Annotated in this window: 7 protein-coding genes and 1 tRNA gene; 7 read left to right on the forward strand and 1 reads right to left on the reverse strand. The window is 31.7% G+C overall.

Features of this window, described 5'->3' with window-relative positions; genetic code table 11:
• Nucleotides 1-287 precede the first annotated feature (287 nt).
• From dptF to FFM65_RS05355, 3 genes are read left to right on the forward strand one after another with little or no spacing between them, the layout of a single operon-like run.
• Entirely contained in the window at nt 288-2,750 is a 2,463-nt protein-coding gene (gene dptF, locus FFM65_RS05345; protein ID WP_162897924.1) for a DNA phosphorothioation-dependent restriction protein DptF, read from the forward strand.
• Complete coding sequence (dptG, locus tag FFM65_RS05350; RefSeq protein WP_119317986.1) at nt 2,750-4,093, forward strand: DNA phosphorothioation-dependent restriction protein DptG; 1,344 nt, start codon at nt 2,750-2,752, stop codon at nt 4,091-4,093. Before dptF ends, dptG begins: the two co-directional genes overlap by 1 nt.
• Nucleotides 4,074-9,290 (forward strand): helicase HerA domain-containing protein, encoded by a 5,217-nt coding sequence (locus FFM65_RS05355; protein WP_162897925.1) that lies wholly within the window; start codon nt 4,074-4,076, stop codon nt 9,288-9,290. Before dptG ends, FFM65_RS05355 begins: the two co-directional genes overlap by 20 nt.
• 53 nt (nt 9,291-9,343) lie before the next feature.
• On the opposite strand, the gene galE is transcribed toward FFM65_RS05355, so the two are convergent.
• On the reverse strand, nt 9,344-10,333 hold the full coding sequence (galE, locus tag FFM65_RS05360) for a UDP-glucose 4-epimerase GalE (RefSeq protein WP_119317988.1): 990 nt from the start codon (nt 10,331-10,333) through the stop codon (nt 9,344-9,346).
• A gap of 146 nt (nt 10,334-10,479) precedes the next feature.
• Between galE and FFM65_RS05365 the strand changes: the two genes are divergently transcribed.
• The 4 genes from FFM65_RS05365 to FFM65_RS05380 all read left to right on the forward strand — a co-directional run bounded on the left by FFM65_RS05365 (nt 10,480) and on the right by FFM65_RS05380 (nt 14,197).
• Nucleotides 10,480-11,139, forward strand: coding sequence for a class A sortase (locus tag FFM65_RS05365; protein ID WP_119317997.1), 660 nt, complete (start codon nt 10,480-10,482; stop codon nt 11,137-11,139).
• A gap of 91 nt (nt 11,140-11,230) precedes the next feature.
• Nucleotides 11,231-13,540, forward strand: coding sequence for a single-stranded-DNA-specific exonuclease RecJ (gene recJ / locus FFM65_RS05370; protein ID WP_119317989.1), 2,310 nt, complete (start codon nt 11,231-11,233; stop codon nt 13,538-13,540).
• A 22-nt stretch (nt 13,541-13,562) separates the two neighbouring features.
• Nucleotides 13,563-14,081 (forward strand): adenine phosphoribosyltransferase, encoded by a 519-nt coding sequence (locus FFM65_RS05375; RefSeq protein WP_010019526.1) that lies wholly within the window; start codon nt 13,563-13,565, stop codon nt 14,079-14,081.
• Between the two features lie 26 nt (nt 14,082-14,107).
• Nucleotides 14,108-14,197 (forward strand) — tRNA-Ser (locus tag FFM65_RS05380).
• Nucleotides 14,198-14,370: the final 173 nt, after the last annotated feature.

Below are 14,370 nucleotides of genomic sequence, written 5' to 3' on the forward strand. Positions count from 1 at the left end.
ACAGTGATGTTCTTTTTTTATTTCAAAGAGTATAAAAAAAACTGGTATTGATTGTTCATCAATACCAGAAAGTTTAGAACCAATATTTTTTAATTGTATACCACAAGATTAGTCATAATCTTGTGATTTTTTGTTTTGTAAAAACTTTTTGAGAAATATTATTTTATTAAGGAATATTTTGTTCATTAAAGAGAATATACTGTAAAATGTTTAATAGTATACAGTTATGATCAAGGCAACTAAATGTAAAAAATAAAGAAAATATGTATTGTTTTGGGGGATTTATAATGAATTTTTGTCCAAATTGTGGTAATAAAGTCAATATCACAGATAAATTTTGTTCTAATTGTGGGTATAAGTTACAAAAAAAGAATGAAGCAATAAATAGTGAGGATGTATCATCTCCAGATGATACATTTGTAATAAATGAAAATGTTGGTGATTTGAAAACTACTAATGCTACTTTGGTTAAGAATAAAAAGGATGAAGTAGATGAAATTTTCTATAATCCATTAAAGGAAAATTTCAATGAAGTAGTTCAAAATCTTTATAAAGAAATCTGTTCCCTTTTTGGAATAAAATTTAATCAGTCAAAGATTTATATGGAGGATTTTGTAAAGGCTGTTGATTCTTTGAAAGGAAAAATGAAGGACAAAGATATAACTAAAATAAAGGGTTATATTAAAATAAATCGTGAAAAGAATCACTTCATTACTTTGAATGAAATAGAATCTGTTGAGTTACTTACAAAGTATATTGAAAATCAGTATAGAAAAACAGACGAAGAAATATTTATAAATAAAAAACTCAATAAACAGTTGAAAACTCAATTAACAGTGTTATCTAATGTTTTAATAAGTATTTTTGATTTACCAGCTAATAACGATTCTTTGTCTGATAAATACGAAATGATAATTTCAAAATTAAATGGAAAAATCAGAGAATCTGAATTGAATGATTTGGAAGATAAGATTATTCCACTATGTACTAATAATCATCCGGCGACAGTTTTTGAAATTGAAATGATTAAAAAAATGGTTAATCAATTTGATAAATCGTATAACAAGAATCACACTGAAAAGAAACAAGCCGGTAGTCAGTTAAAAGAAAAGCTGAATTATTTGTCTGGTCAATCTAGTTCAGCCATTGCTGATGCGGAAAATTTAAGTAAACTTCAAGAATATATGCATGTGGAACGTGGAACATTAGAATCAGATTTATTATCCGTTTTAAAATCTTTTAATAATATTCATGGAAAATTAGTATTTTTAGTGGGTAATGTTGGTGATGGTAAATCGTACTCAATAGGATATCTAAAAAAAGAATATCCAAATTTGTTTGAAAAGAATAATGTGCATATTTACTATGATGCTACTGAAAGTTTTGATCCACATAAAACAGCCATGGAAACCTTATTGGAGGAATTAAGCAGATTTTCTGATAATAATTTGGAAAAAAATACAGAAAATTGGATTATTGCAATCAATATGGGTGTATTGATGAATTTTGTGAGAAGGGCTAAAGAAGTTGGGAAGTTTGATAAAATTATTAATTACCTTGATGAAACTGGGATAGTTAGGAAGACCTCTGATATATCTAACGTTAATAGTCCATATTTTAGCTTAATTTCATTTAGAAATTATCCACTGTTTGATGTTGATGAAACTGGAATAAGTAGTTCATTCTACGATGAACTTTTTGATAGAGTAGTAAAGAAAACTGATAGTAACCCATTTTATAAAGCGTATCTTGAAGATAAAAATAGTAATCTATTAGAATTGGTACATCATAATTATGAATTGTTTTCAAATAAGAGTGTACGTGACACTTTAAAATACTTACTTATCAAAATTCAAGTGGAATCTAAAGTAATTATTTCAACTAGGGCTTTGTTGGAATTAATTCACGATATTTTAGTACCAAATGAAATTAAAGGAGAAAAGATATCCTTTAGACAGTCGTTACCATATCTGTTATTTGGAGGATCTAATGACTCAGTAATAATTAAGAAGATCAGTGCATTTGACCCAGTAAATCTACAAAATGCACTAATTGAAGATTTAAAAAATACTGTTTATAATTCTCGCAAGAATCTTCAAGAGTTGGCAGAAAACATTTTAGGAGTAGAAAGCGCCGATAAGTTTGAATGGTTATGGAGATATACAGATCAAGAAAGTTTAAGCTTTGAAGAAAAGGTTACGCTATTAGTTCGAATTAAATTTTTGATTGATCGGGATAATGACTTGTTCAGAGATACTCATTATTATAACTATTTAAAAATATTACATTCTTTGAAAATTGAAGATAATAATTCAGTTGAGGTAAGAAACCTTTATAAAAAAATTCAAAATTTAATTTACTCGTGGTGTGGTAGTCTTCGAGAGGGGTATGTATTCACCTTTATAAATGATGAAAAAGAATTTGGTGTGGCAATTCCATTTTATTTGAAATTTGATAGTGTTATTGAAAAGAATTTTAATGTGATATTTAAGCTTGAAAATTTGGATAGGGAAAAGAAATTCGAATTAGCAATTGATTATGATTTGTTCATTTTAATAGATAAGGTTAATAATGGATATCTATTAAAAAATAGTGATAAGCATCAATTCGTTAATGTGGCAACTTTTGTTGAGAATATTATAAAGAGCAATAAATCGAGCAAAGAAACTTTGATAGGAAACATAAAAACTAATAAATTTTATCGTCTTACTAATGATGGTATGGGAATTAATTTGAGGGAGCTTGATTAATGAATGAATTAGTAAAAAAGTTATGTGACACATTGAACTTTAGTAAAAAAATAAAGTATGAACATGAATTTTCGGGACAGTTATTGCCCTTTTTTACGCGTAATCCAGAAAGAATGAAATTTACGAATGGTTTTAGTCCAGTTATTGGTGTTATTTCAAGAATTATTAATGGTGAGGACTTAGAATTACAAATTAAAGAGTTTGATATTAGTAATACTTCTCTAGAAACTTCCGTCGATGAAAGTACTGTAAATAGAATGTTTTCTCCAAATATGTACAGAGATATGCGTAGTTCCAAACTGTTACAGTATCTTCCACTTTCTTCAGGAAAAGATAGAAAGGGTGAAATAAGAGTAGGGGAGTTTCTAGTTAATTTGTTGAATCTAAAAGAGAATACAGATTTTATAGATATGTTTAAAAGCGATGAAGCTAGTAACTTATATGAGAAGATAATTTTTGAATCCTTAGAAAAAAATAAGGACTCAAAAATTACCAAAAATCATAATTTCAGATATTATGACAATCGCCAATATTTTAGTAAATACTTTAATAATGATATAAAGCATTTTAAAAATGACGAAGAGTATTTTTATGCACATATCGGCGAATTACTTGAATTCTATTATTTAACATATGTAATTCAAACCACTATGAGAATCAGTAATGGAAATATTGGTAAAGATGATAAAGTTTTACCTGTTTTTTTCAATTTAGGGAATGAATCTGTTTCTCAATCTCGAAAGGCTATTCAGCAAGGGTACAATATGGTTTATCAACATGGTCAAGGATTGTTAATGGATACGGATATATTGAACTATTTAAACGTTTTAATTCCAGATGATTCATATTTTTATTGGAAAAACGAGATACTTTCTGATGATTTTACATATAAAGAAGAGTTGCTTTCTAATCTGAAAGAATTTGTTATAGCATTTAGTGAACAGTTAAACAGTGAATTATTATCAGGGGTTGACTTGCATTTTGATAACTTGGATGAGGGAATAAAATCCTTAAGATTACTTTTGGAGACGCGGAACGATAAGTCACCGGATTCTCGATTTGCAAAGTCATTATCTGATATTGCCCAACAAAATTATTCTAGGAACCATGGACGTTTAGGAAAAGCCTTTTCTCTTAGTAACGAGACCGTATTAATGCTTACATCAGCAATAGTTGGGCGGGAGAAAATGCTTTTGAATACGGTATTCCGAGAATTTGAAAATCGTGGGATATTCTTCGATCGAATGACTAAAGATAAAGTAATTAATTTATACGAGCAGGCAAATATATTAGAGAAATTAAGTGATAGTGGGGATGCACAATATGTTAGAGGAATATTATGATTTTTTGTGTGAGAGATTAATTTCGTGGGCAAAATTTTCAGATCTGACTGCTGGAGACCGTTTTGCTCTGAGTTTTGAAAATAAAGATCAAGTTAAAAGTTTTGTAAATGAATTATCAAAAACAAAAGGTGTTAGCGAATTTAAAATTCCTAATGATCGTGGTTCTGCATTTTTAGGGCTTTCTTATCAACTAAATCATAATGACGGGATGAAACTAGTAATTGTTTCTACAAATGATGTTACACCGGCCTATTTAGTAAGTTTGCGTAATCAAATAGGACAACAAAGTGGTGTATGGGAAAATACAGCAATTCTTTTTGTGTCAGATAAAATATTGGATAGTATCAACAGTGGCGCAAAAGATATTAGTAGACAAGGTGGACCGTTCAACCTAGATGAATTAAGAAAAAATTTGAATAATGAAATTTTGAATAGCCCTAAGTTGAACTCAAGAGATAAAGATTCTCTTCAATATATGATCCAGGGTATCTTTGATGATGACCAAACCTATACATTGATGGATTTTGCTGATGTATATTCCGTTATTGAAAAAGGGAAACTTGATCCAATTGATTTTAACCAAATGGGATATTTTTATGATGATGATTTAAGTACATATCCAAACATCAAAAAAAGATTAGCTGAAAATCATATGGATTTTGAAAATATTAGTAGATTACACGGATATGGTGATGTAAAAGATAGGATTGCAAAAGTTGTTGCTGGAGATAGTTTAATTAATGAATTATCAAAAGATGATTGGCAAAGTGTTAATTATCGAAAGATTCAATCTGGTAAGGATAAATTAAAAAAACAAAGCAATATAAAGCTTGAATATCTGGCTGATGATTTAAAACAAAAGAATTCAGAATTGATAATTTGGGATAAACCCGAAAATACGAATACTAAAGCGGGTTCCAGAAAGAGAAATATAATTGTTTTTAATCCAGATCAATTAGAAGAACTTTCAATTAAAATTCCATTTGACCAATCTATAAAGAGTGAATGGATAACTAGTAAAAAATTGATGAATGTTGATGGATTAACTGTCGGTGTTGCTGGGTATAGTATTGTCTTACAATTTACTAAATTAGGTAAGAAATTTCCTAAATCGGTACAGTTGATCTATAAACACCAAAATAAAGCTTCATTGCGTTTTTCGTTTAATATAGTTATTTTGCCATTTTCTAGTGATTTGATTGAATCAATTTGTCCCTTTTATAAGTTATCTGTACAAAATAATCGTACGTTTAGCATAAATTTGCCAAGTGATATAGATAGTTTTTGTATTGGTAATGGTCTAAATAGTCGAAATATTGGCATTCATTCTGTTAAAGATCTTAATGGTCAAGTAATAGATCCCGACGAATCTTTAAAAATAGATACCACCGAATTAGGCTTTAATGACGATTCAAAGGATCCATTCGAAATGATAATTTCTGGTGTACCGACTAACTTTGCTTTGATGGATGACGAGTCTAAGATACAACCCAAAAGTGCTGTTTCGTTGGAGAACTTTAGAAGACAACATAAAATTGATGGACATTTTGAGAACGAAAAAGTTATCTTTGGTGAAACGATATCCAGCGTTTATAGGAATCAAAAATCGTTTTTAAGTTATGAAGAAAAAGCAATAAGAGATGATCTGTTAAGTGGAGTACGTACAGAGCTTGAAATTTCTCCAATTTTAATTAGTAAATATAAAAAACTTTTTGAAATATTGCGAAGTCGTAATACAATTATGAGTCTGGTTTATTGGGACTCAGAGATTAAAGATGCTGTTGAAGCAATCATTGGTGAAGTACAAAGCGAGATAGATTCATCCACAGAAAAAATTGAATTATCTGAGAGTACAAAAAACATCTCTCATATTGGTGAATATATCGTAGACGGCAATATAACATTTGCACCATTTAATCCAATATTATTAAGCTATCAGTTAAAAGTTGAACAAAAAATTGGTACAGAGAAACTTTCTGAAAAAGTCGAACAAAAATTAAATCCATATCACTTAGCACCATTCTTGAAAAGATCAGATGTGAATTATAAAGCTTTTTATAATTCTGATGCACCGCGTTGGTTAGTCTACTCTGAATCTCAATTATCTAGATTTGGAAGTACCTCCCAAGCAATAGTTACAGAAAGACTAAAGGACTTTAAAAATCATTTTAATTATTTATTTGAAATGAATTCAAGTGATAGTTACAACATTAAATTTGTAAATGTTACAGATGATAAGTCCGTTTTAAAGAGTATTATAGATTATTTGACTTTTGAGATTGAAAATTCTATTAAGAAAAGGAAAAATATTAATGATATTAATCCTGTAAATGCTTATATAGTTGGGAAAAACAAGAATATTGTTGGTTCAAGTTTTAATAGTTTTTATAAAATTATGAACAATGAAGAATTTGGTGATTTCTTTTCAGAGCCCTTAAAAGTAAAAGGTGTTACTAATGATGAAATTGTCGAAATTATTGAAGTTATAAAGAAAAAGTTAAATATTATATTTGGAAGTAAAGACAATATAACTTATCATATTACTTTCTATCAATTCTCAAATGGTTTGACCCTAAATCCATACAATTCTAAGGAATTGGATATGAATTACTCTATAGAAGGATTAATTGGTGGAGATGAATACACAGATACGCAAGATAGTATTCGAGATGGTTTTGGGACAAAAGGGCTTAAAACTGATTCTCCTTTATTAAGTTTTGCAAAATCGTGGAATGAGTTATTAGTTGCTACCAATGGACGTCATGATGTCATGACGCATGGTCAAACATTGACTAATAGTGTCGAAGAACTGGATAGTAAATCTTTCCAATCCCAATTTGATAAAAGCAAGTGGGTAACGTTATTGAATCCAGAAGTAAGACTGGATTATTTTAACAAAATGAGTAGTAGCATTTATGTCATTCATTATACTGACTATACTAATTCAGCTAATTATGAATCAATCACATTAACGAAACAAGTTAAACAATATGAGAACATTCTTTCAGAAAATTTACCTAAAACAATTGATAAACGTGAAGATACACGTTATTTATCAAATATTATTAAATCATTCAATGTTATTAATGGTGAATGGTTATTGCGACTAGTTAGTCATCGGAATCAAAAGAATACTGTCAAAGAAAAGTTGAGTATTCTTGCCACTTATAAAGAGATGTTGGGTATACTTCATGATCCTAACATTATTTGGATTCCTTTATCACTGGAGGAAATTTTAAGAGTTTCTGGATCTTTTGTGGGCGAAAGTAGGGATTCTATTTTTAGTGCCAAAAGCTTAGGTGCAAAAGGAAGAATCTCTGACGATTTATTATTTATTGGCTTATGGAAACAAGATGATAAATATAAAGTTACATTTTTGCCAACGGAAGTTAAAGTTGGCTTGAACAATGGTACGACCATGAAGAAGGCAGATATTCAAGTTGAGAAAACGTATGATGTTTTTGATAAAGAATTGAATCATGAAGATGATTTCAAATCTCAATTTTATTTAGATTTCTTCATGAAGCTATTTTTTGCAAATTCAGCCAAGTTGTTTAGTAATAATGATATGACTCGATCTGAATACGATAAAATTCAAGAATGTAAGAATAGTATTATTCAAGGTAATTTAGAAATTGATAATTCGTTGACTGATTTTTATCAAAATAAATTTGTCTTTTCGTTAAAAGCAGATAATAATAATCGTTCAATTCAGATTAATGACAAGTATACTTTAGTTGAAGTACCTGAATTAGATGCATTTGTATATTCTGGTGTGGACACTAATGAGGTTGTTAAGTTGGTTCAAGAAGATAAATTTGGTTTTGATAATAAAAGATTATTGAATAAGATTAACTTAAATGTTTCTCAGGTAAGTAGCTTTGAAAAAGATAATATGGACAATTTAGAAAGTAATGATAAATTAGAAAATTCGGCTATTTTTAAGGTAGATAATGAAGATAAAAAAGTGGATGATTCTGAAAAGATTAGCGAAGATACACTTAGAAACGATGAGCCTTTAAAAGTACCAGATGATGCTAAAAGTTATATCGATAATTTACAAGCTGAAGTAGTAAAAAAGTCAGAGAGTGAAACTATTTCTGATCGTAGGATTTTGCTAGGAACGGTAGATGGATCAAGTAATAAAGATTATTGGGAATATGATGATAATCAGCTAGCCAATAGGCATATGTTGATTACTGGTAAATCTGGACAGGGAAAAACCTACTTTATCCAGACACTATTGTTGGAATTTTCCAAAAATAAAATTGATCCTTTAGTGATTGATTATACGGATAGTTATTTACCTGGACAATTGGACCCTGTTTTGGAAAGAAATGCCGTTATTAAACAACATATTGTCATGAAAGAAAAATTGCCTATAAATCCCTTTAAAAAATCAGAATTGATAATAGGTGACTATCGTCAGCTTGAAGATACGAAAAATGTGGTTTCTCGAGTGGCTGAAGTATTGGATTTCGTATTTGGACTAGGAGTGCAACAAAAGAGCCGTTTGATCACTGTAATGAATGAAGGGATGAATACAACTCCTAACTACACATTTAGTTCATTGAAAAATCAATTGCTTAATAGTGATGATTCGGTTTTACAAGGGTTATATGGGAGAATACAACCGCTTCTTGATAATGATCCATTTTCATATGATGATGATTTTTCATGGAAGGAATACTTTGGTAATACGGGTCGGATAAATATTATTCAATTGAGTAGATATACGCATACAGTGCAAAATGCAATGATTGAATTCATACTTTGGGATTTGTTTAATTATTCACAAATTAATTCCAATCTTAAATTGATTTATCCGGTATTTTTAGATGAGGTCCAGAATTTGAATTTTGCACAGGAAGCGCCAACTGTAAAAATTTTACGTGAGGGTCGTAAGTTTGGATGGTCTGGTATTTTTGCAACTCAATCATTGAGCAGTATAAAAGGTGAAGTTGATGCAATTTATAATACGGCAGAGCAAGTACACTTTTTACCACCGGAAAATCAAACAAAAGCAATTTCTAAAATGTTAAGTTCAGATCGACGTATACAAAATGAATATGAAGCTAAATTAACTAATTTAAAAAAGGGACAGTGTATTGTTAATGGACCAGTCAAGGATTTGACCGGTAATTTAGTGAAGAATATAGATGTTGTAAATATCGATAGCCTATCCGATAGATTATAAATAAAAAAAAGATAAAAATCTTTTCTCAAATAAGATTTTTATCTTTTTTATTTTTAGTTTTCATAACCATTCAAATGCTTAGACTTAAAGTTCCAAGCGTCAGTAATAACTTTTTGAACGTCATCATATTTAGGTTGCCATTTCAAAATAGTTCTAGCTTTAGTTGAATCAGCAATCAAAGTACTTGGGTCTCCGGCACGACGTGGTCCGATTTTAGCCGGAATTTCTTTACCGGTAGCGATTCGAGCAGCTTCGAGGATTTCTTTATTTGAGAAACCAGTTGAAGAGCCAAGGTTAAAGACGTCACTGTCGTTACCAGCACGTAAGTATTCCATTGCTAATCGGTGAGCTTCAGCTAAATCTTCTACGTGGACGTAATCACGAACATTAGTACCATCCTTAGTATCGTAGTCGTCACCAAAAATTGTCAATTCATCACGTTGACCAGCAGCGACTTGTAAGACAACAGGAATCAAGTGAGTTTCTGGATTGTGATCTTCACCAATTGTACCGTCAGGCTTTGCGCCACCGACATTGAAATATCTAAGTGCAACGAATTTAATTCCGTAGGCAACGTCACACCAGTGCATGATTTTTTCCATGGCTAGTTTACTTTCACCATATGGGTTAGTTGGGACGGTTGGATCAGTTTCCTTGATTGGGATTTGTTTAGGTTCGCCATAAGTTGCTGCAGTAGAGGAGAAGACGATGTGCTTTACTCCAAAGTTGTGCATGACTTGTAATAGAGAAATCATGCCGGCAGTATTGTTATCGAAATATTTGAGTGGATCTTTCATAGATTCTGGTACGATTGAAAAGGCTGCAAAGTGAATGACGTCAGTGATATCTTCATTTTGGAATAATTTGATCAAAAATTCTTTATCACGGACATCGCCTTGATAAAATTTGGCCTTAGGATTAATAGCTTGTCTATGACCTGTTGCTAAATTGTCTGCTACAATGACGTCGTAATTCATTTCACATAAATGATCGACTGTATGTGAACCAATATAACCAGCGCCACCTAAAACAAGAATGCTCATATAATTACCTCCAGATTCATTTATAAGTACATTATAACTTACTTAGAAAAGTTTAAAGTTAGTAAAAATTAAAAACTACACTTTTCTTTGTAGATGTTTTAAGATTGAGTATATATCGTAAATTCATGGAACAAGGAATGGAAAAAATGAAAAAGTTCTTTTCGATTTTTGGAACAATTCTATTATTATTGGTTGCTGTTGCTTTAATTTTTAATCAACCAATCAAAGAATATGCAGTCAAAAGAATCGCCGAGCATAATTTGACGACTTTGACTGCGAAAAAGGCTGCTAGTAACGCCAAGAAAAAAGGCGAGTTTGATTTTAACAAAGTAAAGCCAATCTCAGCGACTCAAGTTGCCAAAGCTTCTGTCAATAATGATGCAGCCGTAATTGGAAAGATGGCGGTTCCTTCAGTTAACTTACGTCTACCAATCGTTGTTGGTTTAAGTGACGATGCACTATCAACTGGTGGTGGTACGATGAAAGAAAATGAGAAGATGGGCAAGTCCAATTATGCCTTAGCTGGTCATTACATGACTAATAAGGGAGCATTGTTTTCACCACTGGAAAATGCCAAGATTGGTGATTTAGCTTATATAACCGATATGAAACGAGTTTATACTTACAAAATTTACTATAAGAAAATCGTTCCACCAACAGCCGTCTACTTATTGGATGACGTTGAGAATCAAAGTATTTTAACTTTAATAACTTGTGCCGATGGTGGTACTAACCGTTGGGCTTTGCAAGGATCACTTGTGAAGAGCCAACCAGCCAATAAAAATACTTTAGCGGTATTTTCTTAAATACTCCTTAAAAAGTTTTGGAATTAGTTTCAAAACTTTTTTTTTGCGTTCGATAATTGCTATAATTGAATAATTGTTAGTAGGTGATGGATTGACATTAATTAATTGGGAAAAGCGAAAGAATCCCACAAAACAAGAGATAAATGAATTTGCACAAAGTAAAAATGTAACACCAGTAGTAGCTGAATTATTACTGGAAAGAGATATCGTTGAAGATAGTGATATCGAAGCTTTTTTGCACAGTGACGTAACTGAACTACAAGATCCTTTTGGACTTCATGATATGGATAAGGCTTTGGAATTGATTGATGAAGCTGTTGAGTCAGAAAAAAAGATTGCCATTTATGGTGATTATGACGCTGACGGTGTTACTAGTACTTCAATCATGAAATTGACTTTACAAAAATTAGGTAATAAGCCAATTTTTTATGTTCCTGATCGTTTTAAAGACGGTTACGGGCCTAATTTGGAACGCTATAAAGAATTAGCTGATCAAGGAATTGATTTGTTGATTACAGTCGATAATGGTGTCAGCGGGAAAGATGAAATCAAGTATCTTAAAGATCGCGGTGTTAAAGTAATTGTTACTGATCACCACGATTTGCCAAAAGAATTGCCAGATGCTGATGCAATTGTTCATCCTAGTATTCCTGGTGCTGAATACGTTTGTCCATATTTGTCTGGAGCCGGAGTGGCATTTAAGATTGCTGATGCTTTGTTAGGTGATGAAGCTTTACAATTGATCGACTTGGCTGCTATTGGAACTGTCGCTGATGCGGTGGCTTTGAAGGGTGAAAATCGAGTTATTGTTACTGAAGGTCTCAAGCAAATGAAAAATAACAATCACGTTGGTTTGAGTGCTTTATTAGATAAATGTAAAGTTAAGTTGTCCAATGTAACTGAAGAAGATATCGGTTTTCGAATTGCACCTAGGATCAATGCGCTCGGTCGTCTAGAAAATGCTTCTTCAGGAGTCGAATTACTAACAACTGGTGATGAATCTTTTGCTAAAGAAATCGTTGATGAGACGGAAGATATCAATGCTAGAAGACAAGATTTGGTTGCTAGTGCTTTTGCTGATGCTCAGGTTCAAATTCAAGCACAAAAAGAAAGCGGTGTGATTGTCTTAAAAGGTAATGGTTGGCACCAAGGAATTTTGGGAATTGTCGCTAGCAGAACGATGGACCAAGAGAATAAACCTGTTTTAGCTACGCAGTTTGATGATAATAGTGGTGTTATGAAGGGTTCTGGTCGTTCTCCAGAGGGTTTCAATTTGTTTACAGCTCTGGACAAGCATCGCGATTTATTTACGGCTTTTGGTGGTCATGCCCAAGCTTGTGGTTTTTCAATTGAAGAAGACAAGTTAGATGAATTGACTAAATTATTGCAAGATGAACCTTCACAACAAGGTTTTGATTCTAAGGCGCCAGTTGTTAAAAACTATGATTTGCAATTAAATATTTCTGATTTGAGCATGGATTTAATCAAACAAATAAAGCAATTAGCACCTTTTGGAATGGGTAATCCAAAGCCCGTTATCAAATTAGGTAATGTTTCATTATCACAGATGCGTTCGATTGGTAAAGATGCTAGTCATTTGAAAACGCAAATTACTGATGAAAAGTATAGAATCGATGCAATAGGATTTGGGATGTTTGAAAAAGCTGCCAGTTTAACGACTAATTTATGTGACGTTTATGGAGAATTAGGGATTAATGAGTGGCGTGGTAAAAAGAACCTGCAATTAATGATCGATGATTTCCAAGTTTCACCACAAGCACAAGTACTCACTGACTTAAAAAACGTTTATTTGGATTATCGAAATAAAGGCTTATCAACAAAAATTTTGGAACACTTCGATGCAATAGTCTTCTTTAATGAAGCATATTTAGAGGCAGCCAAACGTTTCAATGTGAAAACTGATTTAATTATGTATAATGAAAACTGTGATGGTAAGAATATTTTAGTTTATGATCGGCCTCACAATTTAGAATTATTCCAAAATTTTATCAAAAATAATAAAACTCAACATACAGCATTATTTTTCCATACTGATTTGACAAGTAGATACTTAAAACCCGATATGATAAAGATGAAAACGCTTTTGAAATATCTTTACTCCCATCAAAATATTACGATGGAAGGGATGGATTTGGTTGCCAAATACTTGAATATGCAAAAAAATGACGTAGATTTTTATTTAAAAGTGTTTTTTGAGTTAAATTTTGTTAAAATAGTAAATGGTTTTGTTGAAAAAGCAAATGCTTCACAACAACGTGAATTAATCGAATCTCCGACTTACTTGAAGAGATTGCAGCGTAATGACGTTGAAAAAATATTAATTGAATCTAGTTTTGACGATTTGTTATCATGGATGAGTGATTACGATTGCCACTGTTAGATTGAATGGGGAATTTAAAAAAATGGATATTGATTTTAAGAAATACGTAGCTAATGTTCAAGATTTTCCAGAACCTGGTGTACTATTTCGAGATATTTCACCATTAATGGCTGATGGCAAGGCATATGCTGCCGCAACCGATAAGATTGTGGAATATGCAAAGAGCCGTGGAGCCGAAATGATTGCTGGACCAGAAGCCCGTGGATTTATTGTGGGTTGTCCAGTAGCTTACAAGATGGGTATCGGTTTTGCACCTGCTCGTAAAAAAGGTAAGTTACCTAGAGAAACAGTTTCTGTTTCTTACGATTTGGAATACGGTCAAGCATCACTTTATATGCAAAAAGATGCTATCAAACCAGGTCAAAAAGTCTTAGTAGTAGATGATTTAATGGCAACTGGTGGTACTTTAGCCGCTACGATCAAGTTGATTGAAAAATTAGGTGGTATTGTTGTTGGAACAGCCTTCTTAATTGAATTAACTGATTTGCACGGACGTGATAAAATTAAAGGGTATGATATGTATACTCTTATGCAATACTAATATAAAAAGGCTTAGGCCTTTCTTATGGTGAGTTGGCAGAGTGGTAATGCATCGGACTCGAAATCCGACGAACCCGTCTTATAGCGGGCGCGCAGGTTCAAATCCTGTACTCACCTTAAAATAGAAAAGGAATGCTGAATTAGCAGCATTCCTTTTTTGCAGCCTTGAAATTATCTTGATAAGTTTTATCGGCTGTTCGTCAAATCAAGTTGATGGCAGTTCACATAAGCAGTTAGACCATAATTGGTCTAGCTGTTTTTTTATTGGGCTGAAGAGCTTGCTCTAAGCC

Source organism: Companilactobacillus formosensis, assembly GCF_005405305.1.
In the GTDB taxonomy this organism is placed as follows: Bacteria; Bacillota; Bacilli; order Lactobacillales; family Lactobacillaceae; genus Companilactobacillus; species Companilactobacillus formosensis.